Origin of the sequence: Photobacterium arenosum (genome assembly GCF_014841115.1) — a bacterium.
In the GTDB taxonomy this organism is placed as follows: domain Bacteria; phylum Pseudomonadota; class Gammaproteobacteria; order Enterobacterales; family Vibrionaceae; genus Photobacterium; species Photobacterium arenosum.
Genome location: NZ_JACYTP010000013.1, coordinates 73,933 through 94,817, shown reverse-complemented (window position 1 = coordinate 94,817; position 20,885 = coordinate 73,933). Strand labels below are relative to the sequence as shown.

Genomic DNA, 20,885 nt, shown 5'->3' with positions numbered 1-20,885 from the left:
CGCACTTTTTGCAAATCAAACCGAGCTAAGTAATGACGATTGTCCAGTCTATCGATGTGCCATTTGAATTTCGCCATACCTGCTGGTTTTGCGGTGAGCCTTACTATGAATGCCATGTGTTCCGTCCTGAGCCTAACTATGATATTGATCCGCCGGTCAAAGTACCTTGCTGCGAAGAATGCTATGGCTTTTGTTCCCGCACCAAAGCAAGCGGGCTGGATATACTGCGTGACAGAGTGAAAGGGCGCTTGCATCAGCAGTATCAGAAGCATTTACAGATAGGTGCACAATGGAGCAGAGAAGAGCTGGAAGACTCTGAACTGGAAGGTAAGGCATTTGAAGGCTTTAAACACAGCGCCTGGATGATGTTTGAAATTGCACGGGACAGAGTTAATTATCCGGGTTGGCCGCTGGCGATTGATGGTCAGCCGGTGGGGCAGCTAAGCAATGCTTTTCAGGTTGAATATAACGGTATTATTTATCCCAATATTTCACAGGCCGTTGAGCAATTGGCCAAAAGTTACGTGATTCCGCAGGAATACCTTGAACAAACTTTAGAGCTGGTTGGACGTCACCAGTTAGGGTTTGCTATCCGCTTTTGTAAAACCACCCATGGTTATTCAGAAACTCAGCGTGCTGTCAGTCTGGCCAGTTTGCGAGAAAGACTGCAGGAAGAGGCAGAATCTGAACAGACCGTCTCGCTCAGTCAGGGCATTGAGGTTGGCATCAAGTATATTGAACCCCAGATACTTTTTCGCACCGAAATTTCTCCGTATGCGGTGCAATGGGCTTTGCAAAACGGTGTGACAACGTTGGCGCAGTTGGCCGAACTGGAAGACGCTTTTCTGGCGCATTTCAGTCAGGATTCAGAACTGACAGCTTTTCGTTATTTCACAGGCTTGCAGGTTTATCTGGAGAAGAGAGAAGAGGATACCCACTGGGCGCTCACTCAGGATCCCAACAGGCAATGGTTCGCTAAGTTGCTAAAGAAATAAGTTTTGAAAAAACTCAGGTAGTTAAAGAAAAAAGGCCAGAATACCTGGCCTTTATCTGCACTTTATTGAGTCTGAGCCTGATTATGGCTGGCCCAGACGATTGTGTTGCCTTCTTCATCAAATGCGACGACGTCATATGGCATTTTCTGGTCGTTATACTCCATGCCTGGTGAGCCCATCGGCATACCAGCCACAGCAAGGCCTTTCAGATTGGCGGGCTTTTCCTTCAGAAATCGTTGCACATCTTGCGCAGGCACATGGCCTTCAATGACGTACCCCTGAATAATAGCGGTATGACAGGATGCATACTCAGGTTGTATCCCATTGGCTTGTTTGATTGGATGGAGATTATTTGCCATGTTCATTTCAATCTCAAAACCATTGCTGTTCATGTGTTTTACCCAATCTTTACAACAACCGCAGGACGGAGACTGGTAATTCTTTCCCTTGATCGTATCGGCAGCTATTGAGGGGAAAGCCGCCAGTAACAGTGTGGCAGTCAGGAGATATTGTGATTTTTTCATCATTTAACCTTTTATTCATCTGTGATACTGGGCATACAGGCTCAGCAGTCTTTAATCGGGCAGCGCCAATCGAAAAGCTACACTCATCGAAAGCGTTACTCAGGCAGTACATAAAATAGCGTTGTGTTACAGATGAATAGGAGGCCGTAACAGTGTTGAGACCGGTTCGTCCCAGTACCCTGATAAATAGGGATGGTTACTGTGGCTTGCAGCCATCAAAACTGGAGCCGCTAAAATAGCGGGAAGAATCAATGTGGTATGGCAGGAAGACTGGCAATGCTGTAAGCACCCCGAATGCAGAAAATTGTCCTGACAGGAGGTGTGGGGTGCTTTACTCGCAGGTAAGGTAACAGTATTGGCACAACAGTCTGAGTTTGTCATTACCGACGGACATCCGTCTGACATGACTGCCGGGAATAAAGTTGCACTGGCGTTATTGATCGGCAGCAACAGCAAGCACAAGATAACAATGATTATCCTGTTCGTTGAACAATGCGGCTGGTGAAGCAACTGAGTCAACATGCTGTTAGCGAGTGTCTTCCTTAATGATCAATGTTGTAGATTATAACCCCAGTACAAATTGGATTCATAACCAAAATCAAGAAACGGTAAGTTTTCTAACTTGCTGAAAGATAGGGAACTGCCTTGTACCCAGATTCTATGCGGGTTTGCGAGGGTCGCATTTGGAACAAGCCTAACGTTTTTCTGACATTTCCTGACAGGGTTTAGGCTTTAATTGCGGTGAATTGACATTTTTTTGCGCTAGGAACAGGTATGCAATACACAGAAGAAGACAGAAAAGTACTCTATGAAACATGGATGAGCTATAAGGCAAAAATGCGGGTGACTCAGATTGAAATGGCCAAGAAACTTGGGGTAAGCCAGCTGTTTTTCTCTGACATTCTGCGTGGTAACTTACCGCTTGAACATCGTTTTGTCAGTCAGTTCTGTCAGTATATGGGTGTTGATCCTGTACTTACCATTCCTTCTCTGAGGGAGCAGATTGGCAGCAGTTTGCCTAACACTGTCACATTAACAAATACGTATATAGTTGATGGCAATATCAAAAATGTGCGATATAGTGGCAATCAAATCGTTGTTGAATATGAGCACAGCGTGACAACTCACTGATCAGTTCACGTGTTGTTTGCAAATCAGCGAATCAGGCCCTTGTCACAGACGAGGGCTTTTTTGTATCGGCCATTTGGGCTTTAACAAGGAGGAATGATGAAGATTGGCATTATTGGTTTAGGGGATATAGCTCGCAAAGCGTATTTGCCTGTACTCACTCAATGGCCGGACCTTGAGCTGGTATTCTGTACCCGCAATGAAGACACACTAAAGCAACTTGCCCGAACACACAGAATTCAGGATGCGGTGACAGATTATCGCGGACTGGTGGCGCTGGGCGTAGACGGTGTCATGATCCACAGCGCAACCTCTTCCCATTTTGATATTGCGCGCTTTTTTCTGAATCAAGGCATTGCCGTTTTCGTTGATAAGCCTCTTACCGATAATTACCAGCAGTGTGAGACTCTTTATGAATTGGCCGAAGAAAAACAATGCCCATTGTTCCTTGGTTTTAATCGCCGATATTTACCACTGATAAAGCCTTATCTGAGCGATTCGTCAGTGACTGAGGGTAAGAAATTACTGGGTTTGAAATGGCAAAAACACCGACTGAATCTGCCCGGTGATACCCGAACCTTTGTGTTTGATGATTTTATCCATGCGCTGGACAGCGTGAATATTTCCGGGCAGGTGAGTGAAAATGATCTGCATATTGTAACTCAGTCTCACCAGGGAAAACTTGCGCGATTGGATGTTGAATGGCAGCTTGATGAAGCCATATTTCAGGCATCAATGAATCGACTGAATGGCGTGACAGCAGAACATGTGACGATCAACTATGAGAATCTGACCTGTCATTTTGATTCCCTGGTAACGGGTAAGCAATGGGATGAAGGCCGTGAACAGGCGCTGGCGCTGCCAGACTGGACCCCCATGCTCGATAGTAAAGGGTTTACTGCCATGATTGCCCACTGGCTGGATGTGGTGGCGAACGGAAAAATGGAAGCCTCTCTGGTGGCACGAAACCTGAATACTCACTATCTTGCTGAAGCCATCTGCCAGAAAGTCAAACCATAGCCTCAGAGACCCTTGAATTTAACCAGATCTGACGGGTCTGGTTATTGGAAATTGGTTCGAGTTCAAACTTTTTTCAGAATGCAAGGAAATTCAATGCAGGTTTGTTTGCCTGTTCAATAATTCACCACTTGCTTCTCTTTGGCTGTTTTTTGAGCTTAATTTGACCAATGGAGTTAGATTTACTGTTTCTAAGCTGGTAATGTGCGTCCCCTCACACAACTGGTGAGAATTTTATGCAAACCTCCGAACGAAATAGTGCTGATAAAATGGTTTCAGCTCTAACCATTGGTTTCCTCAGTCTGTTCCTGATTGCTGCGCTGGTAGACCTGTCATGGGTATCCTCTTCCATCCAATCCCTTTTTGCACTTTCAACCGCTAGCTTCGGCTACTTTTGGCAATGGCTGATGGTACTGAACTTTATTCTTGCACTGTGTCTGGCGCTGTCGCCCCTGGGCAAAATAAAGCTCGGCAATACAAAGCGGCCTGAAATCGGTCAGTTTCGCTGGACTGCCATGATCATGTGCACTCTGCTTGCTGGTGGCGGCGTGTTCTGGTCTGCAGCTGAGCCTATTTATCACTTCGTTACCACGCCGCCATCCTTTGATGGCTTGGCGGCGCGTCAGCCAGAAACGGCTGCGCCTGCGCTGAGTCAAAGCTTTTTGCACTGGGGATTTCTGGCCTGGGCTGTGCTGGGTACATTAGCAACAATCGTGCTGATGTATGCGCACCATCAGAAAGGGATCAAGCTCAGACCGAGGGCTTTGTTGTATCCGCTGGTGGGTGACCGACTGGAAAATCACTGGCTGGGTTCGGTGATTGATGCAAGCTCAATACTTGCCGTCGCCGCTGGCACAATCGGACCGATAGGCTTTTTAGCCTCACAACTGGGTTACAGCCTGCATGTTGTTGCCGGATTGGATAACTCGGTACTGACTCAGATTGGTTTGCTGGCGGTAGTGGTCACAATTTATTCCTTATCTGCAGCGACAGGGATGGATAAGGGACTGCAGTGGTTGAGTCGCTTTAATGTGATCGTCGCCGTCTTGCTGCTGGTGGTTATGTTATTGCTGGGGCCAACGGGCTTCATCTTTGAAAAGTTTGCCGAAGCGATGACTGTTTATATCCAGCACTTTCCTGCGATGAGCCTGACAAACGCTTCTCCGGATTGGAACGCCTGGTGGACATGGTTTTTCTGGGGGTGGTTTATCGGCTTCGCGCCTATGATGGCAATCTTCATTGCCCGCATCACGGTTGGCCGCAGTGTTCGGGAGCTGGTCATGACAGTGGCTATCGGTGCGCCTCTGGTGACCCATTTCTGGTTTACTGTGCTTGGCGGCTCAGGTATTTATTTTGAACTGACTCAACCTGGTGTTATTTCAGAACCCTTAAGTGAAGGGGGCTTGCCTGCAGTGTTATTAGCAACCTTGTCTCAACTGCCTTTCAGCGAATGGCTCATTCCGGCTTTTCTTGTGCTGACGACAACTTTTGTTGTCACAACCGGGGATTCTATGGCGTATGCCATTGCGATGGTGACCTCAGGTAAGAATGAACCGGCCAGAGGGCATCGTTTGTTCTGGGCGATCGCAATGGGGGCTGTGGCCGCGGTATTACTGCTGGCCGGTGATGGGGGATTGAATGCCCTGCAATCTTTTATAGTGATTACGGCTGTACCTGTTTCATTGCTTATGGCCTTCACATTACTGACTGGTCCGCTGGCCGCCATCAGGCTACACCGAGAAACAGAAGTTGCCCCATCTGAGAGTTTGCTGGTTACTGAGTAGCAAGACTTTTTCACCCTGAAACAACGCCCTCATTTCGGAGGGCGTTGTTTATTCGTTGCTGGTTACTCCCGATTTTTATGCTTCCGGTTAGTGCTTTGTATCGTACGATACATGCGCCCCAGCTGTTTCGATTTGGCTCGTTTCTCCGCAATGCTGGCAGTATTGAAGGTCACTTCGCGATTCAGCTTGAGATAATTGCGCAACCTGCGTTCTTCAAGCGCGCCGGATTCAATGGCAGCCAGTACGGCGCAGCCAGGCTCATACTGGTGAGCACAGTCGCCAAACCGGCATTGTTCTGCCAGCGTTTCTATATCCGCGAAAGTGGTTGACAGACCTTCACTGCAGTCGGCTAACTGGAGTTCACGCATACCAGGTGTGTCCAGCAGAAGACCGCCACCTTGCATCAGATGCAGTGACCTTGCGGTCGTGGTATGTCTGCCTTTACAGTCTTCCTCCCTGATACTGGCTGTTTGCTGTGTTTCAGTGGCAAGCAGGGTATTGACCAGGGTGGATTTCCCCGCACCCGAAGAGCCCAGAAAAGCAACCGTTTTACCTGTTCTGCACCAAGGTGCCAGTTTAGCGACACTGTCTCTGTCTAATCCATTGACGTACTCAACCAATAACATGTTATCGATGTGATGTACCTGTTCGACGAAAAGGGTGGGATCGTCAACACAATCGGCCTTAGACAGAACAATAACTGGCTCAACACCAGACTGGTGAGCAAGAGCCAGATAACGCTCTATACGACTGAGATTAAAATCCTGGTTCAGTGAGCAGACGATAAAAACGGTATCGACATTGCTGGCGATGAGCTGTTCTTCAATTTTGCTACCTGCGGCTTTTCGCCAGAAGCGGGAAAAGCGCTCCAGCAGGCGGGCAAAATGGTCTTCGCCAGACAGTAATATCCAGTCTCCGACAGCGAGTTCAGGCATATTAGGCAGAACAGGTATCGACAAATGGCCGTGCTCTGAGAAAACGTCCAGTCGGTTTCTGTGTAAAGCACATACCCGGGCTGGTTTCATCTGATCCCATTCGTCGAGAGACAGCTGCTGTTGAAAATAAGGTTTCCAACCAAGTTTTTGCAAAGAATACGTTGGTGTAGAAATCGTTGTTGTCATGATGTGTTTACCCCTGACGCAGCACAGGCGTCATTAACTGAAATGGTAAAATTCAGGGGCAATATGTCCCCGGTTATTCAGAACCGGGCAATAGAAGAGGAAAGGGCAGAAGCGGAGAGGGTGTCTGTCCTGTTATCTTTTTCGCTTACTGGTTCTTTGCCTGTTTCTGTGCCCAGAGAGTTGTTAATACAATCATCTTGTGTCCTCCAAAGTAATAAACAGATATTAAGTGCATGAAATGTAGCAGGCGGAGTAAAGTGTGTCTAGAAGCGGTTTAAGGTTTCCAGACACATTTGTCAAATTATGCTGCCTGGTAAGCTTCTTTTCTGGCGTTAAAGCGGGCGACCAGATCATCTATGTCGTTCTGGCAGTATGGCTTAAGGCCACTCATCAGCATACGCTTACGACCTTCACCCACGACTTCACCGTGCTCTGTAAAGCTGAATGCCAGCGTTACGCTACCACGCTTACCGTCAGATTCGAGAATGGAATCAGTAAGCTCAACGGTTGGCGCTTCAAGGTCCAGCCGGCTGAATTCCAGTTCCATGCTTTCATAGATAACCAGCGGGCGGGCAGGATTGATCATTACCTGCTTAGACTCCATTAAAGGCACCATGATGTGCGGGAAATTCTTTCCGGAAAATTGCACATAATTTTTGGTAACTGTTTCGATAAGGCTGGCATTGTGGGTGACTTCACCTTCGCGAAGGACGTGAAGGTATTCTTTGCCTTTTTCATCGACGAGTGACAGATCGTTGGATGATTTCGTGTTGATAGCCAGGGCTACGCCATCGGTGATCATACCTGCAAATTCCACACGCATTTTCTGGCTCAATCCTGTTTTTGCCAGCATGACAGAAAAGAGGAGGTCGCCCGGAACACAAAAACGTTTGTTATCGGCATCGTGGATTGGGTTGAAATCGCCAGCGACTTTTTTGGCAAAATGGCTGGCTTGTTCGCGGGTAAATGTATAAGCACCATTATGCTCGGCGAAGTAAGAATCTAAAAACATTGAGTTGGAACTACCTTAGATCATCGTAATCCCGGTAGTTTACCTGATATCAACAGAGTAAATGGTCTAGCCAGCTGAAAATGTGGCAGAACACTGATTTGATTCAGAGGTGAAAACAAAAGTGATGCAACAAATCACATACTAGGGTAATATCCGAGACCTTTGAGCTGTAATCAGCTCTGCTGAATCACCCATCTGTGCGTGTAGAAGAGCCAGATATTATAAGCGGTAGGGAAACTGCATGCTAATGGGTACTCTGTCAGTATTGCTGGCTGAGTACCCAAATTTTATCTCATGTGGTTGATGCTAATTGTCGTCTACAACTATCAATGCATTCGCTCTCGAACGCCAGTTTGTGCTCAGGCAGTTGACGTTCAGTTGGATGTGCCAGTGAGTAGAGTTTAAAAGAGCATTAATAGCAGTCCTGCCGCTAAGATGAAACCGGCCACACTTGCTGTCCGGCCGATAAGACCAACGGCGCTTGGTACGATCATTTCGTCATGATGCATGAATACTCCCCCGGTGACTGCTCACTGTTGTTATGCTCCTTTCATTATTGCAAGAAAGGCACTTTCTTTATTTTCAGTATAGTTCGTTTTAACAATTAGACTGAGAATTGGTGTATAAGCATAAAAAATTCACATAAAAAAATGGTGATAAGAATTTCATCCTATGACGAAATATTTGTCTATACTCATAAAAAATAAGATAAAAATATTTATTGTGGTGGATTAATGACAATCGTGTTTTTAGTTGTGGGCGCAATCATTCAGGCCGTTGCTATTTATGTTGCGTTTTTTACACAGCTCCCAGGGCATTTGTATATAGCAACTATCCTGATGGTGTTGGCACTGACAAGTTTGATGGCTATTCGTAGCCTGATTGCTCCGGCTTGTTTACTCGCCGGGGTCATTGTCGGCCTGGCAATATCGCATAATCAGTCAGACGTAAAGTTGTTAATTAATATGGGTGAAGTGATGAAATTAGCCATCCAGCCTGACTGGGAAATTAATCAAGCCTGGCAATTTGTGAATGGCAGCGCTCCAGAATAAATGTTATTTGACTGGGATAAGCAAAAGCTGACCTGCATGTATTTTATTGTTCACTAACTGGTTGGCTTGTTTTATATCTCTGATCGATGTGTTGTTTAACGTGGCCAGTTTATATAAAGAATCGCCAGGCTCAATATGTCGAACGCTGTATTTGTTCTTGACATAGTGTAATTTCTCAGGCTGCTGATAAAAGTGATTGAGCTGTTTTTTAGGTATGAGTAACTGGCTCTGTTCCTGCCTTAATGTTAGCCCGGCAGAGTATCCTGGGTTAAGCAGATACAGTGCTTTTCCGGTCAGTCCTGCATCACTGGCAATCTGAGCAAGGGGCACTTGCCGTGTTATCGTTACTGACGTCAATACTGGGCTGTTGGGTATGTATACCAAAGGAAGAGAGGTATGATTCTCTTCTTTAATTATCTGGCTTAATGCCAGCAGTTTAGGGACATAATGCTCTGTTTCACGGGGTAATGCTAACGACCAGAAGTCGGTTGATTTCCCCAGCGCTTTGTTGGCTTTGATTGCTTTGCGAACTCTGCTTTCACCGGAATTATATGCGGCAATCGCATGTAGCCAGTTACCATTGAATTTATCATGAAGATATTCCAGTAAATCAAGTGCAGCCTGAGTCGAGGCAATAATATCAAGCCTGCCGTCATATCCAGGCCGAAATTGCAATCCGAATGATTTACCTGTTGGTTTCGTGATCTGCCACAGCCCAGCTGCACCTTGATGTGAATGAGCATAGGGGTCAAATGCACTTTCTATGAAAGGCAGTAAAACAAGTTCGATAGGTAGATCACGAGCTTGAGCATTTTGGTAGATGTAATAAAGAAATGGTTGAGCTCGCTTTGATACTGTCTTGAGGTGTAATGGCCGGCTCAGATACCATTGTTTATAGTTCCGCACTCTTGCGTTGTTTGGTACCGGAAGATCGCTTTCTTTTGCGAGAATTTGCCAGAGACTCTCTTCTTTGATCATTGATAGCTCAGTTAAGGGAGGTGGCGAATAATCAGAAGGTAAGCCTGTTGCCAGATAGCGACCATCAATAACATCTTCCGGAATAGGGCATCGCTGGCTTTTACTTGCAACAAGCAGCAATGCTTTTTGGAAGGCTTCATTGTGTGCATCATTGGTGACAGACATGGATCCACAGCCTGTCAGAAACTGGAATGACAAAACCAACAACGGGTAAGCGTTTCTCATAATCGGCCTGCTAACCTTAGTCTGATCGAACCCAGCAATAAATTTTTATTGTGTTTTTTTAAGGTATAGCAAGACTGGTTTGTTTAACTTGTCTGTTTTTTGATACAGCTCATGAAAAATTTTTCGGTGATTTCTCGAAAATATTTAACTGAGGTATAAACAATAAAGTGAAATGGGTTGGGACCTGTAGAAACTACAACGCCACATTGCTGCGGCGTTGTATGGGAGGAACTGTCAGAAGTAGAATCTTGTACCAAAAATGAATCGGGTGAAGCTGTCCTCAACGCCGTCTTTTGTGACGCTGATATCGTCGGTCGCGATGTTGTAGTTCACCTCTGCACTAATGGCAACATGTGGGTTGATGAAGTATTTCACACCACCTGCGATTTTAATATTCAAAGCAGTGACATCTTCAATATCAAAATCGACGTCATCATCTGCATCTGCCGAAAGATTGGCTAGCTGAGCAGCGGCGCCAAGATAAGGAACCCAGTTACTGTCGTTGGTAAAGTTGTACTCAGTAAACATACCAAGCTGGAAGGTCTTGGTGCTGTCACTCATGTTTACATCCAAAACCCCCCCGATTTCCCAGTCATCCATCAGGAAATAGCCATAGGAGGTGTTCAACAGGAATAAATAATCATCCACATAATCAAGATCCAGACTACCTTGTAAGCCGAATTCTTGCGTACCTTCTTCCAGAGTTACGGCAAGTGCAGCCGGGCTAGCCAACAGTGTTGTTACTAATAATGCCAATGCTTTTTGCTTCATTTCCATCACTCCATTGTTTTTGTGTGTGATACAGGTGAAGCATAGACGAGACTATTCAAAGTTGCATAAATACTCCAAAGTTTTCATCGTGTTTCACAAAGATACATAAACTATTTTATTAATCATTCTTATAATAAAACTCAGGAAAAATTCGAATGGCAAAACAACATGTCGTGCAAGCAGAATCATCCGTTAGATTCTTAATTACGAGATTAATGGCTTTGTTTAATGCACTATAACTTTTCATCTAGCAGAGTTTACATTAATCACACCTCAACGATTACTCATACGATATCTACTTACGACTATTGTCTGACAAGGTAAGAGTTATATTGCTGTCCGGTCGATGGTATAACTGTGGTAAACGTTAACAAGGGCAAGGAAAGATGCATTTTCCCTATCGAAATATAGTGATACTCACTGGCGCTGGAATATCAGCCGAGTCGGGGATCAAAACCTTTCGTGACCAGGATGGGCTGTGGGAAAACCACCGTATTGAGGATGTAGCAACACCGGAAGGGTTTAACAGAGACCCTTACCTGGTGCAATCCTTCTACAATCAGCGCCGTCAACAGTTAGAAAGTGGAACTGTTCAACCTAATGCTGCGCATTATGCGCTGTCACGTTTGGAAAAGGAACTCGACGGTACGGTGACAGTGATAACGCAGAACATAGACAATCTGCATGAGAAAGCGGGTAGCCATAATGTCATTCATATGCATGGTGAGTTACTTAAAGCTCAGTGCAGTCAAAGTGGTCAAACTATTGAGTGGAGCGGTGATATTTCACTGGATGACAGCTGCCATTGCTGCCAGATTCCAGCGCCGTTAAGGCCTAATGTTGTCTGGTTCGGAGAAATGCCGCAGTCAATGGATAAGATTTATTCTGCGCTGGTTGCGGCCGATCTCTTTATCGCTATTGGTACATCAGGTTCAGTTTATCCGGCGGCGGGCTTTGTTCATGAGGCTGCAATGCACGGATCACACACCCTTGAACTCAACTTAGAGCCGAGTATTGTGGAAAGTGAATTTGATGAGAAACGCTATGGACCGGCGTCAAGAATTGTCCCTGAGCTCGTCGATGAGTTGCTAGCGCCAACTGACTAGTACATTAATATTCTTGAGTGCAGGCTTGTATAGACAAGTAAAGCTAAAAAAATAAGGCGTCTTACGACGCCTTAAAGGTTGTTTACTGGCCAGCTTTTAGTTTTTGGTAATATTCTTCATACAGTGATACCGCATCACCGACACTGTCTTGCCACTCACCGGCATCCATTACAGCTTGTGGCGGGTAGATGCTCGGGTCATCCACAAATGTTTTTGGCAGCTTATCTTTGGCTGTTGCAACAGGGGTTGGATAACCAATTTCCAGTGCAACTTTTGCTGCGTTCTCAGGTTTGAGCAAAAAGTCGATCATCTTATGTGCGGCATCAACGTTTTTCGCGCCGGCTGGGATTGCCAGGCTGTCCATCCAGAAAATGGCACCTTCTTCAGGCCAAACGATATCAATTGGGGCGCCTTCCTGTCGTGCCATGTAGGCAGAACCATTCCAAAGCATACCCAAAGAGGTTTCTCCTGCCATGTAAGGGTTAGCAGGGTAGTCTGAGTTAAAGACCAGCACGTTGGGCATCAGCTTTTTCAGTTCTTCATAAGCGGCTTTAATTTCGTCGGGGTTTTGAGTGTTGGCTGAGTAACCTAACTTACGTAATGCGATGTGGAAGAATTCACGTGCATCGTCCATCATCATTAGCTGGCCTTGCCATTTGCTGTCCCAGAAGTCACTCCAGCCAGTGATCGTTTTGGCATTGATCAGATCTGTATTCACGCCAATACCTGTTGCGCCCCAAATGTAGGGAATCGAGTAGTCATTGCTTGGGTCGAAAGGCTTATTCAGGAAGTTAGGATCCAGGTCTTTAAAATGCGACAGTTTAGACTTTTCGATTTTCTTCAGCATATTCTCGTCACGCATTTTAGAGACGTAATATGTAGAAGGCACGACCAGATCGTAACCTGAACCGTAGGTCTTCAATTTAGCGTACATCGTCTCATTCGACTCATAAGTCGAATAGATGACTTTGATACCGGTTTCTTTGGTGAACGCTTCCAGCACACTGGCTGGGATATACTCAGACCAGTTGTAGAAATACAGTTCTTCGTCTGCAGCCAGCGCTGAATGTGATGTCAGCGACATGGCAAACAGACCGCCGACCATGATTGAAGACCAATTTTTCATTTAGTTACTCCCAACTTCAGAAGCCCTACATAGCATTCTGGTAGCTATACTAATGCCCACCTCTCTTGCGGACAGGGTGTGTCATTTCAGATGACAAAATATGTCAGAATGAGGTATTAACTCATTACTAACGTATGGAATTTATTACAGAATCAGTGGGAGAGTATAGCAGAGGGGATAAGAAAAAAGGCAACCAAATCATTTTGGTTGCCTAAAGAAAGCGCTTATTGACCAGCTTTCAGCTTGAGGAAGTTTTCCTCATACAGAATGTTGGCGTCACCGACAGCATTCTGGAACTCACCGCGCTCTAATTCCTCTTTAGGTGGAAACAGAGTAGGGTTGTCTTTATATTTTGCATTTGATGCTTCCACACCTGTCAGATAACCGGTTTCTTCTGAAATTTTCGCGGCAACATCAGGGCGTAGCAGGAAGTCGATCATCTTATGAGCGGCTTCCGTGTTTTTTGCATTGCTGGTTATCGATAGGTTATCGACCCAGTAAATGCCGCCTTCTTTTGGCCAAACCAGTTCAATGGGCAGGCCTTCACGCTGAGCCGCCGCCGCTGAGCCATTCCACAGCATGCCTAAGCCAACTTCGCCAGCCATATAAGGTGCAGCCGGGTTATCCGAGTTGAACACCAGTACATTAGGCATCAGCTCTTTCAGCTTTTCATAAGCTTCAGCGATTTGTTTCGGATCTGTGGTGTTACCTGAGTAACCCAGAATCTTCAGGGCGATATGGTGAACTTCGCGTGTGTCATCCATCAGCATCAGCTGACCACGATATTTCGGATCCCACAGATCTTCCCAGCTGTCAAAGTCAGCTGGGTCATACATTTCAGTGTTCACGGCAAGGCCAGTGATACCCAAAACGTGAGGTATAGAGTATTCATTGTTCGGATCGAACGGCTTATTCAGATAATTCTGATCAAGGTTTTTGAAGTTGCTCAGTTTCGACTTGTCGATCTTCTGCAGCATGCCTTCATCGCGCATTTTGGCGACAAAATAGGTTGAAGGAACAACCAGATCGTATCCTTCCGGGTGCGCTTTAAGTTTGGCATACATGGTTTCGTTCGACTCATAAGTCGAATAAATGACTTTAATGCCCGTTTCTTTAGTGAACTGTTCACGTAGTTCCGTAGAAATGTACGGACCCCAGTTCATAAAGACTAATTCTTCATCGGCTGCATTGACACTACCAGATACCAGAGTAGCGGCGCATGCGGCGCTGGCCAGAAACGCGGACCATTTTTTCATTGATGTGATAACTCCAAAATCCCTGCTGGGATGGTTAATAAAACAGGAGTCAAACCTTTGTCTCCTGCGTAAACGGCCGAGTTTCCTCGGCCGTATTTCGGTACGATTATCATGCAGATAAAATTAAACGCAACTTATTTCGTCTTGTCCCGCACAATGATTTGCGACAGTACAACCAAGGTCAGCGACACGATCAACATGGCAGTGGCCAGTGCATTAACTTCCGGCGAAATACCCACTTTTACCATAGAGTAAATTTTCAGCGGCAGGATCTCATACGTTGGTCCCGTTACGAAAGAGCTTACAATTACATCATCCAGTGACAGGGTGAAACTGAGCAGCCAACCAGCAAAAACTGCGGGTTTAGCCAGTGGCAGGATGATCTGCTTGAGTATGACCCATTCACTGGCGCCCAAATCACGGGCAGCTTCCAGCATTTTCACATCAAAGCCTTTCAAACGGCTATACACTGTCACCACAACGAATGGGAGACAAAAAGTGATATGAGACAGCAGCAGTGTCAGGAATCCCAGTTTCGCGCCCATAAGAATAAAAAGTGCCAGCAGCGAAATTGCCATCACGATATCTGGTGACATCATGACCACAAACAGCATGCCGTTGACAAAACTTTTACCCTTGAACTGGTAACGGAACAGGGCAACGGCAGTCAGACTGCCAATAATGGCCGCTGCCGTTGCAGAGTAAACGGCAATGTTCAGTGAGTGCCAGGCTGCCTGCATTAAGCTGTCATTGTTCACAAGCTGCTCATACCACTTAGTGGTAAAGCCGCCCCATTTCATCCCAAACTTACTGGCGTTGAATGAGTTAACGATAAGAATAATGATGGGAATGTACAGGAATGCGTACACTACCGACATCAGACTGACTTTGAAAAAACGTCCCACAGTTAGTCCAACTCCACTTTACGGTTGAGTAGCTTGCCAGCCCGGTAATAGGCATACAGCAGAATTGCCATTGAAATTGTCAGCGCGATACTTGTTGCTGCGCCAAAAGGCCAGTCACGGGCGTTCAGTACCTGACTCTTAATGACGTTACCGATGAGCAGGTTTTTGGCACCGCCGAGCAGGTCGGAAATGTAGAACATACCCATTGCCGGCAAAAAGACCAGCAGGCAGCCCGCAATCACACCCGGCATTGTTAATGGTGCAATAACACGAATAAACGTCTGAAGCTTGTTCGCGCCCAGATCACGAGCGGCTTCAATATAAGTGTTATCCAGCTTCTCAATGGCGGAATACAAGGGCAGCACCATGAATGGCAGCAAGATATAAACCAGGCCAATCATTACCGCATACTCTGTGTACATAATACGCAGGGGCTTATCAATAATCCCTAAGGCCATCAGGCTGCTATTGAATACGCCCTGGGTGCCCAGCATGATTTTCAGGCCGTAAGTTCGAATCAGTGAATTGGTCCAGAACGGTACGATCACCAGAAACAGCATGAACGGGCGCCACTTTGCCGGCATTTTGGCAATACTGTAGGCAAACGGATAACCCACCAGCAGGCATAAGACTGTTGCCATGCCAGCCATGTAGAACGAATGCAGCATCACCTGACCATATAAAGGGTCAAACAAGCGTGCGTAGTTTTCCAGCGTGAAGGTTAAATCAATCAGATTTGCATCATCACGAGTCAAAAAACTGGTGCCAATAATCATCAGGTTCGGGATGAATACAAAAACCAGTAACCATCCTACAATCACCGAAATGATGATATTTTGCAGATTAAGCTTCTTCGTCATCAGCCAGTACCACTTCCCAACTTTCAACCCAGGTGATAGCTACTTTTTGATCCAGGGAGTGGTCTACATCTGGATCATCTTCGTTAAAGAATTCACTCACCATGACAGACTTGCCCGTTTCGATCTCAACAACTGAATCCAGCGTCATCCCTTTATAGGTACGCTCACGCACATGGCCCATCAGGCCCCAGCTTTCTTCGTTTTCGTTGATTTCTTTCAGACGAATATCTTCAGGGCGAAGCAGCACTTTAAGCGGAGCATGTTGCTGCACATCAAGATCACAATGGATCACAGCCTCACGACCTTCGACAATGGCTTTAATACGTTTTTCGTCAATACGCTCAATCACAGTGGCATCGAACACATTAATTTCACCGATGAAACGGGCAACAAACAGGTTGCTTGGCTCTTCATAAATTTCACGCGGTGTGCCATCTTGCTCAATACGTCCATCACGCATAACGATAATGCGGTCTGACATCGACAGCGCTTCTTCCTGATCATGTGTGACGAAAATGAAAGTAATGCCCAGACGACGCTGCAGCTGTTTCAGCTCCAGTTGCATCTGCTTACGTAGCTTATAATCCAGCGCAGAAAGTGATTCATCCAACAGCAGAACTTTCGGCTTGTTCACCACGGCTCGCGCTATGGCAACGCGTTGCTGCTGACCACCGGATAACTGATGTGGCTGGCGGGGAGCGAACTGCTCCAGCTGAACCATTTGTAAAGCTTCCATCACACGTGGTTTGATCTCTTTTTCTGGCACTTTTTGCATGCGCAGACCAAAGGCAACATTCTCAAACACTGTCATGTGCGGGAATAAGGCATAACTCTGGAATACAGTATTAACATGCCGCTGCTCCGCATGAACGGCAGTCACGTCCTGACCGGCAATAATAATCTGCCCCTGGTCAGCATCTTCAAAACCAGCGATAAGGCGAAGGACAGTGGTTTTACCACAGCCGGAGGGGCCTAAAATGGTTAAAAACTCACCGTCATTCACGTTGAGATCTAACCCGGTGATAATTTGTTTACCGTCAAAGCTCTTGCTCAGCCCTTTGAGCTGAATAACCGGTTCTTTGGATGTGATGTTTGTGTTCAACTCTACCTGGTCTCCACATCGTGCCTGCAATTTTTTTGCCTGCATTTTCTTGGTCAATTTCAGGAGCCGGATGATAGACCCCCATAGGTATAATTCAAAGTATTTTTTATATTGTACAGGCGACTTTTTCGTTCATCTGTTTTGCAAATGATTTCAACGGAGTTCATCGCATTATCTGAGGGGTTTAAAGGCTAATAATGCAGAATTTAGATTGCAAATTGACTACTGATCTTAGATGAAATCTGAACAAAACCCTAAATTGAACGACAAATTTCCACCATTTTGAGGCATTGAAGCATTTTTTAACGATGACGCGATTTGTTTAGCGCAAACGGTAGCGTACAATCGGGCCCATTGTTCTAATTTAATGTGAATCAACTATCTGCATGAGTAATAAAAGTCTTCAGGTTGGCGGCTCAATCGACAAGGCGCTGTCAGGCAAAGCAGACTTACAGTCTGTCGCGGTACTTCAAGAAGCCTGGAAGGTGACGGCAAAGCATTTTCTGACCTTCTTCCCAGCAATTGCAGGGCTGTTTTTAGCGCAGCTTGCTCTCTTGCTGATAGCGCTGCAAGTGCAACTGGGTAACCCTGCTATTTTCTTTGATGCTATTGTCAGTGGCGAAGGGATCACACCTGATATTGTTGAAGCGGGTTTTATGGCCAATTTCTGGTCGGATGTATTAAGTGCCCCCTTGTATGCCGGTGTCAGCCTGATGGCGCTGAACCATGCGGTTGGCCTGCCAACCAAACCGCGTTATTTGGTGAAAGGGTTTCCATTTGCCGTAGTCTCTGTTGTCACTACGTTGCTGACATCCTCGCTGCAGGGCATAGGTAATGCATTGTTCCCATTAATTGGGTTGTTTTTAACTATGGCTTTCAGCATGACGATCACACTGGTGTGTGAAAAACGTGTCAGCCCATTAAAAGCGATCCAGTACTCTGTCGTGGCCACATTCCGTAAAATTTTGCCTTTATCGGCCATTTTTCTGGCGGTGCTGGTTTTGTTCTTTATCTCCTTTGCTACCGCTGGCATCGGATTGATCTGGACAATTCCTTTCTTCTTTAACGTGAAAGCAATTGTCTACCGCAATTTGTTCGGCATTACCTTGCAAGTTACAACAGTTGATAAAGGCGGTGACGGGGAAGATCAAGGCAATAAAACAGAAGAAGAAAGCAAGGTATTTAACGCGTGATAAAAAATGTCAGACACTTTGCGGTTGCCGGATGCACATTGTTCTTTGTAGGTTGCGCTGAGCCTGAAAAGCAAGCAGTGAATACCCAAGATGAAGCCACCCGGCCAGATTTTAACGTCATGGAAGACGTAAACCATAAGAAGCAATCATTTTTTACGTTCTTACGTCCGTTCGTGCAGCAAGAGAATGCCAGAGTCAGTCAGGAGCGTTCTTTTTTGCTGGCCATTCAAACCCAGCTGAAAGTCGGGCAGGCGATCAGCCCAAATGATCTCAGTGAAGCCCGCCAGCTTGGGGATGCTTATAACCACGAACTCACTAGTGACGCTGTCACAGAATCCTGGCTGGATGCTATGTTGCTTCGTGTGGATATGATCCCTGAAGAGCTGGTATTGAGTCAGGCGGCCAACGAATCGGGATGGGGGACGTCGCGGTTTGCCGTTGAAGGGCATAATTATTTTGGACAGTGGTGTTATACCCAAGGCTGTGGCTTGGTTCCCAGTGCCAGGGGGGAAGGAGCGAAGCATGAAGTCGCCGTTTTCTCTGATGCTGCTCAGTCGGTTCACGCTTATTTTATGAATGTGAACCGCAATCGCGCTTATGCGGAGCTTCGGGATATCAGAGCTAACGAGCGTGCTGCAGGTCAACCTGTTACCGGGTTAAAGCTTGCGGAAGGACTGCACCGATATTCTGAACGTGGACAAGAGTACGTGGACGAAATTCAGGGTATGATCCGTCATAACAAACAATTTTGGCAACAGGGCTAACCGTTGATGAGCACTTCTTTTATTAAAACCCTTCTTCTTACTTCCGGCCTGCTCACTCTTTCCGGTAATGTATGGGCGCAGAATATTGAGATGCGTTACAGCAATCTTTTCGGCAAACTCAAGCACAATGTTGCTGAATCTCACCCTGATGTGAACATTGCTTTGTATCTGATCAATCAGCAAACCGGTGAAACCTGTACTGTCCGCAAAGGCTGGATGCAGAAAGAAGAGCATTATGAAGAGCTCGTTATTCCTGCCGATAATGCCCTGGTAGTGCCAATCGACAATAACCTGCGCCAGGCAAATCCTGACGTCACTTTTGTGATAGATGACGGAATCACCTGCGATGTGTCTATGCAGGTTATCGTCAGCAAGCCTTTAGGGTTAGCCATTAACAAAGAAACGTTGGATCGCCTGCTACCGCAAATGGACATACTCTTAAATGACTTAGGGGGAATGTTCTCATCCTGGTTTATGCCAGAGGTCAGCGGTGTTGTGATGCATTTTGCTGCTGAGGAGACGGGTGTTATCACTGTTTCTGACGATGCCGTGATCCCCATCGAAGCGGGGAAAGCGATTGTGAAAGTCAAGCAGCTCCCTGAAAACACTGTGTTGACCTTACCATCTCCAGCGATTCGCATTACGCCCTGGCTTGAATCATCCCCGCAATAACTTAACTTCTCGCTATCTAGGGCTGACCACGGCGTTGGTCGGCCCAGTTTCTGTTTTACATTGATAAGTCGCTTGATACCTATAGCCTCAGTATTTTGTTCATTTATAGACTTAATGCTAAACTAAGTCCATAAATGGACAATCTGAGGCGGTGATCATGAACACCCGTACCGTGGCGGCGAATGAGCCGATTGAACATGCAGGCAATAAGGTACTGCCAGTCGTTTTCAACATTCTGGATAAGTGGAGTTGCAGCCAGAATCAGCAGATGGCTCTGCTTGGTTTATCAAGCCGCTCAACACTGAACAAATACCGTGCCAGCCCTGAGTCGGCCAAAGTGTCTAAAGACTTGCTGGAGCGGATGAGCTACATACTGAATATCCATAAATGCCTGCGCATTTTATTTACCCATGAAGACAGTGTTTATCAATGGGTGCAGAAGCCTAATTCACACCCGTTTTTTGCCGGGCGAAGTGCGATGGAGGTGATGGGCCAGGGCAAGGTTGCCGATTTGTACGAAGTGGCTACACGTTTGAACGCCTGGCGTGGAGGACGGTCCTGACATGCAGAACGCATATACTCTCAAACCCTTCAGGGAGCAGCCATGCTATCGATTAATTCCTTCCAAGTATCCGCCGATCAACCTGTATGAAGATGTTGCGGAGCCCGATCAGCTGGAAGCTATTTTTGCCGTTGAAGCTCTGACCAACCCTCGTCTGGCTGAAGAAACCGGGCAGTTTGCTCGTGTGCCGGTCGAGGAAAGGCTGGTTGGTATTCCTCACTGCAGCTACGTGATGGCCGCCTTTACCCATGTAAACCCCGATGGGGGCCGTTTTAATACTGCGGACTTTGGCGCGTATTATGCGGCAAGGGATATTAATACGGCGATCAAGGAAACGAGTTACCACATGGAGCGGATACTGGGCTATACCCAGGAGCCGTCACAGGATATCCAGATGAGAAGTATACAGGCTTGGTTTTCTGCCGCTTTGGTTGATTTTACAGATAAGACGTATCTGGATTCTGCGCTTTACCACCCTACGAATTATGCGCATTCTCAGGCCGAGGCGATAACGCTGAAGGAAGCAAGACAAGATGGTGTCTTGTATCACTCCGTACGGCACCAGGGCCATGATTGTTTTGCCTTGTACAAGCCAAACCTGGTCAGCAAGGTATGTCAGTCCAATCATTATGTGTACAAATGGAATGGCAGTGCCATCAATACTGTGCTGGAGATCAGCATGGTATAAAAAAGGGCCGGCAGGCCCTTGTTTGTTTACAACCTTGTCACGTT

Annotated in this window: 22 protein-coding genes; 12 read left to right on the top strand and 10 right to left on the bottom strand. The window is 46.3% G+C overall.

From position 1 onward, the window contains the following. Window positions 1-32: 32 nt before the first annotated feature. Window positions 33-995: a hypothetical protein gene (locus IFO68_RS17660; protein WP_192017137.1), complete on the top strand. Its 963-nt coding sequence runs from the start codon at window positions 33-35 to the stop codon at window positions 993-995. 62 nt (window positions 996-1,057) lie between these two features. Here IFO68_RS17660 and IFO68_RS17655 read toward each other — a convergent pair whose 3' ends face one another. Further along, window positions 1,058-1,519 (bottom strand): DUF411 domain-containing protein, encoded by a 462-nt coding sequence (locus IFO68_RS17655; protein WP_192017136.1) that lies wholly within the window; start codon window positions 1,517-1,519, stop codon window positions 1,058-1,060. A gap of 355 nt (window positions 1,520-1,874) precedes the next feature. Between IFO68_RS17655 and IFO68_RS17650 the strand changes: the two genes are divergently transcribed. The 4 genes from IFO68_RS17650 (at window position 1,875) to IFO68_RS17635 (ending at window position 5,448) form a co-directional block, all read left to right on the top strand. Continuing rightward, window positions 1,875-2,024, top strand: coding sequence for a hypothetical protein (locus IFO68_RS17650; protein WP_192017135.1), 150 nt, complete (start codon window positions 1,875-1,877; stop codon window positions 2,022-2,024). A gap of 269 nt (window positions 2,025-2,293) precedes the next feature. After that, on the top strand, window positions 2,294-2,650 hold the full coding sequence (locus IFO68_RS17645; RefSeq protein ID WP_027252244.1) for a helix-turn-helix domain-containing protein: 357 nt from the start codon (window positions 2,294-2,296) through the stop codon (window positions 2,648-2,650). 96 nt (window positions 2,651-2,746) lie between these two features. Beyond that, window positions 2,747-3,667: a Gfo/Idh/MocA family protein gene (locus IFO68_RS17640; protein WP_192017164.1), complete on the top strand. Its 921-nt coding sequence runs from the start codon at window positions 2,747-2,749 to the stop codon at window positions 3,665-3,667. Window positions 3,668-3,900: 233 nt separating this feature from the next. After that, window positions 3,901-5,448 (top strand): BCCT family transporter, encoded by a 1,548-nt coding sequence (locus tag IFO68_RS17635; RefSeq protein WP_192017134.1) that lies wholly within the window; start codon window positions 3,901-3,903, stop codon window positions 5,446-5,448. A 62-nt stretch (window positions 5,449-5,510) separates the two neighbouring features. Here the strand turns inward: IFO68_RS17635 and rsgA are convergent, their stop codons facing one another. Both rsgA and IFO68_RS17625 read right to left on the bottom strand, forming a co-directional pair. Next, a complete protein-coding gene (gene rsgA / locus IFO68_RS17630; RefSeq protein ID WP_192017133.1) occupies window positions 5,511-6,569 on the bottom strand; it encodes a ribosome small subunit-dependent GTPase A in 1,059 nt (352 codons plus the stop codon). Between the two features lie 301 nt (window positions 6,570-6,870). Beyond that, on the bottom strand, window positions 6,871-7,581 hold the full coding sequence (locus tag IFO68_RS17625) for a DUF3581 domain-containing protein (RefSeq protein ID WP_192017132.1): 711 nt from the start codon (window positions 7,579-7,581) through the stop codon (window positions 6,871-6,873). Between the two features lie 734 nt (window positions 7,582-8,315). On the opposite strand from IFO68_RS17625, the gene IFO68_RS17620 reads away from it, so the two are divergent. Then, entirely contained in the window at window positions 8,316-8,633 is a 318-nt protein-coding gene (locus tag IFO68_RS17620; RefSeq protein ID WP_192017131.1) for a hypothetical protein, read from the top strand. 3 nt (window positions 8,634-8,636) lie between these two features. Here IFO68_RS17620 and IFO68_RS17615 read toward each other — a convergent pair whose 3' ends face one another. Further along, entirely contained in the window at window positions 8,637-9,776 is a 1,140-nt protein-coding gene (locus tag IFO68_RS17615) for a transglycosylase SLT domain-containing protein (protein WP_192017130.1), read from the bottom strand. Window positions 9,777-10,070: 294 nt separating this feature from the next. Further along, entirely contained in the window at window positions 10,071-10,607 is a 537-nt protein-coding gene (locus IFO68_RS17610; RefSeq protein ID WP_192017129.1) for an opacity family porin, read from the bottom strand. A gap of 386 nt (window positions 10,608-10,993) precedes the next feature. On the opposite strand from IFO68_RS17610, the gene cobB reads away from it, so the two are divergent. Then, entirely contained in the window at window positions 10,994-11,713 is a 720-nt protein-coding gene (cobB, locus tag IFO68_RS17605) for a Sir2 family NAD+-dependent deacetylase (protein WP_192017128.1), read from the top strand. An 82-nt stretch (window positions 11,714-11,795) separates the two neighbouring features. Here cobB and IFO68_RS17600 read toward each other — a convergent pair whose 3' ends face one another. The 5 genes from IFO68_RS17600 to potA form a co-directional block, all read right to left on the bottom strand. Then, a complete protein-coding gene (locus tag IFO68_RS17600) occupies window positions 11,796-12,818 on the bottom strand; it encodes an extracellular solute-binding protein (RefSeq protein WP_225445315.1) in 1,023 nt (340 codons plus the stop codon). 245 nt (window positions 12,819-13,063) lie between these two features. Then, on the bottom strand, window positions 13,064-14,095 hold the full coding sequence (locus tag IFO68_RS17595) for an extracellular solute-binding protein (RefSeq protein WP_192017126.1): 1,032 nt from the start codon (window positions 14,093-14,095) through the stop codon (window positions 13,064-13,066). A gap of 134 nt (window positions 14,096-14,229) precedes the next feature. Further along, the gene (gene potC, locus IFO68_RS17590) at window positions 14,230-15,000 is read right to left on the bottom strand and encodes a spermidine/putrescine ABC transporter permease PotC (protein WP_192017125.1); all 771 of its coding nucleotides are present in this window, start codon (window positions 14,998-15,000) and stop codon (window positions 14,230-14,232) included. Between the two features lie 2 nt (window positions 15,001-15,002). After that, a complete protein-coding gene (potB, locus tag IFO68_RS17585) occupies window positions 15,003-15,860 on the bottom strand; it encodes a spermidine/putrescine ABC transporter permease PotB (RefSeq protein ID WP_192017124.1) in 858 nt (285 codons plus the stop codon). Then, window positions 15,844-16,962 (bottom strand): spermidine/putrescine ABC transporter ATP-binding protein PotA, encoded by a 1,119-nt coding sequence (gene potA / locus IFO68_RS17580; protein WP_192017123.1) that lies wholly within the window; start codon window positions 16,960-16,962, stop codon window positions 15,844-15,846. Before potA ends, potB begins: the two co-directional genes overlap by 17 nt. Window positions 16,963-17,348: 386 nt before the next feature. Here potA and IFO68_RS17575 point away from each other — a divergent pair, with 386 nt between their 5' ends. From IFO68_RS17575 to IFO68_RS17555, 5 genes are all read left to right on the top strand, one after another. Then, entirely contained in the window at window positions 17,349-18,155 is an 807-nt protein-coding gene (locus IFO68_RS17575) for a hypothetical protein (RefSeq protein ID WP_192017122.1), read from the top strand. After that, window positions 18,152-18,919 (top strand): glucosaminidase domain-containing protein, encoded by a 768-nt coding sequence (locus tag IFO68_RS17570; protein WP_336510283.1) that lies wholly within the window; start codon window positions 18,152-18,154, stop codon window positions 18,917-18,919. The genes IFO68_RS17575 and IFO68_RS17570 overlap by 4 nt, the downstream gene beginning before the upstream one ends. Window positions 18,920-18,925: 6 nt before the next feature. After that, window positions 18,926-19,591, top strand: a complete 666-nt coding sequence (locus tag IFO68_RS17565) for a DUF2987 domain-containing protein (RefSeq protein WP_192017121.1) — start codon at window positions 18,926-18,928, stop codon at window positions 19,589-19,591. 157 nt (window positions 19,592-19,748) lie between these two features. Further along, window positions 19,749-20,153 carry an MbcA/ParS/Xre antitoxin family protein gene (locus IFO68_RS17560; RefSeq protein WP_036759448.1) on the top strand — a complete coding sequence of 135 codons (405 nt, stop codon included), beginning with the start codon at window positions 19,749-19,751 and terminating at the stop codon, window positions 20,151-20,153. Window position 20,154: 1 nt separating this feature from the next. After that, window positions 20,155-20,841, top strand: coding sequence for an RES family NAD+ phosphorylase (locus IFO68_RS17555; RefSeq protein WP_192017120.1), 687 nt, complete (start codon window positions 20,155-20,157; stop codon window positions 20,839-20,841). Window positions 20,842-20,885 lie beyond the last annotated feature (44 nt).

Excerpts from the sequence above, each read along its gene's own strand:
- IFO68_RS17620 (WP_192017131.1), top strand. The coding sequence starts at position 8,316 with ATGACAATCGTGTTTTTAGTTGTGGGCGCAATCATTCAGGCCGTTGCT.
- potB (WP_192017124.1), bottom strand. The coding sequence starts at position 15,860 with ATGACGAAGAAGCTTAATCTGCAAAATATCATCATTTCGGTGATTGTA.
- IFO68_RS17565 (WP_192017121.1), top strand. The coding sequence starts at position 18,926 with ATGAGCACTTCTTTTATTAAAACCCTTCTTCTTACTTCCGGCCTGCTC.
- IFO68_RS17655 (WP_192017136.1), bottom strand. The coding sequence starts at position 1,519 with ATGAAAAAATCACAATATCTCCTGACTGCCACACTGTTACTGGCGGCT.
- IFO68_RS17610 (WP_192017129.1), bottom strand. The coding sequence starts at position 10,607 with ATGAAGCAAAAAGCATTGGCATTATTAGTAACAACACTGTTGGCTAGC.
- IFO68_RS17600 (WP_225445315.1), bottom strand. The coding sequence starts at position 12,818 with ATGGTCGGCGGTCTGTTTGCCATGTCGCTGACATCACATTCAGCGCTG.
- IFO68_RS17555 (WP_192017120.1), top strand. The coding sequence starts at position 20,155 with ATGCAGAACGCATATACTCTCAAACCCTTCAGGGAGCAGCCATGCTAT.
- IFO68_RS17635 (WP_192017134.1), top strand. The coding sequence starts at position 3,901 with ATGCAAACCTCCGAACGAAATAGTGCTGATAAAATGGTTTCAGCTCTA.
- IFO68_RS17645 (WP_027252244.1), top strand. The coding sequence starts at position 2,294 with ATGCAATACACAGAAGAAGACAGAAAAGTACTCTATGAAACATGGATG.
- IFO68_RS17595 (WP_192017126.1), bottom strand. The coding sequence starts at position 14,095 with ATGAAAAAATGGTCCGCGTTTCTGGCCAGCGCCGCATGCGCCGCTACT.
- cobB (WP_192017128.1), top strand. The coding sequence starts at position 10,994 with ATGCATTTTCCCTATCGAAATATAGTGATACTCACTGGCGCTGGAATA.
- IFO68_RS17660 (WP_192017137.1), top strand. The coding sequence starts at position 33 with ATGACGATTGTCCAGTCTATCGATGTGCCATTTGAATTTCGCCATACC.
- rsgA (WP_192017133.1), bottom strand. The coding sequence starts at position 6,569 with ATGACAACAACGATTTCTACACCAACGTATTCTTTGCAAAAACTTGGT.
- IFO68_RS17615 (WP_192017130.1), bottom strand. The coding sequence starts at position 9,776 with ATGTCTGTCACCAATGATGCACACAATGAAGCCTTCCAAAAAGCATTG.
- IFO68_RS17575 (WP_192017122.1), top strand. The coding sequence starts at position 17,349 with ATGAGTAATAAAAGTCTTCAGGTTGGCGGCTCAATCGACAAGGCGCTG.
- IFO68_RS17640 (WP_192017164.1), top strand. The coding sequence starts at position 2,747 with ATGAAGATTGGCATTATTGGTTTAGGGGATATAGCTCGCAAAGCGTAT.
- IFO68_RS17560 (WP_036759448.1), top strand. The coding sequence starts at position 19,749 with ATGAACACCCGTACCGTGGCGGCGAATGAGCCGATTGAACATGCAGGC.
- IFO68_RS17625 (WP_192017132.1), bottom strand. The coding sequence starts at position 7,581 with ATGTTTTTAGATTCTTACTTCGCCGAGCATAATGGTGCTTATACATTT.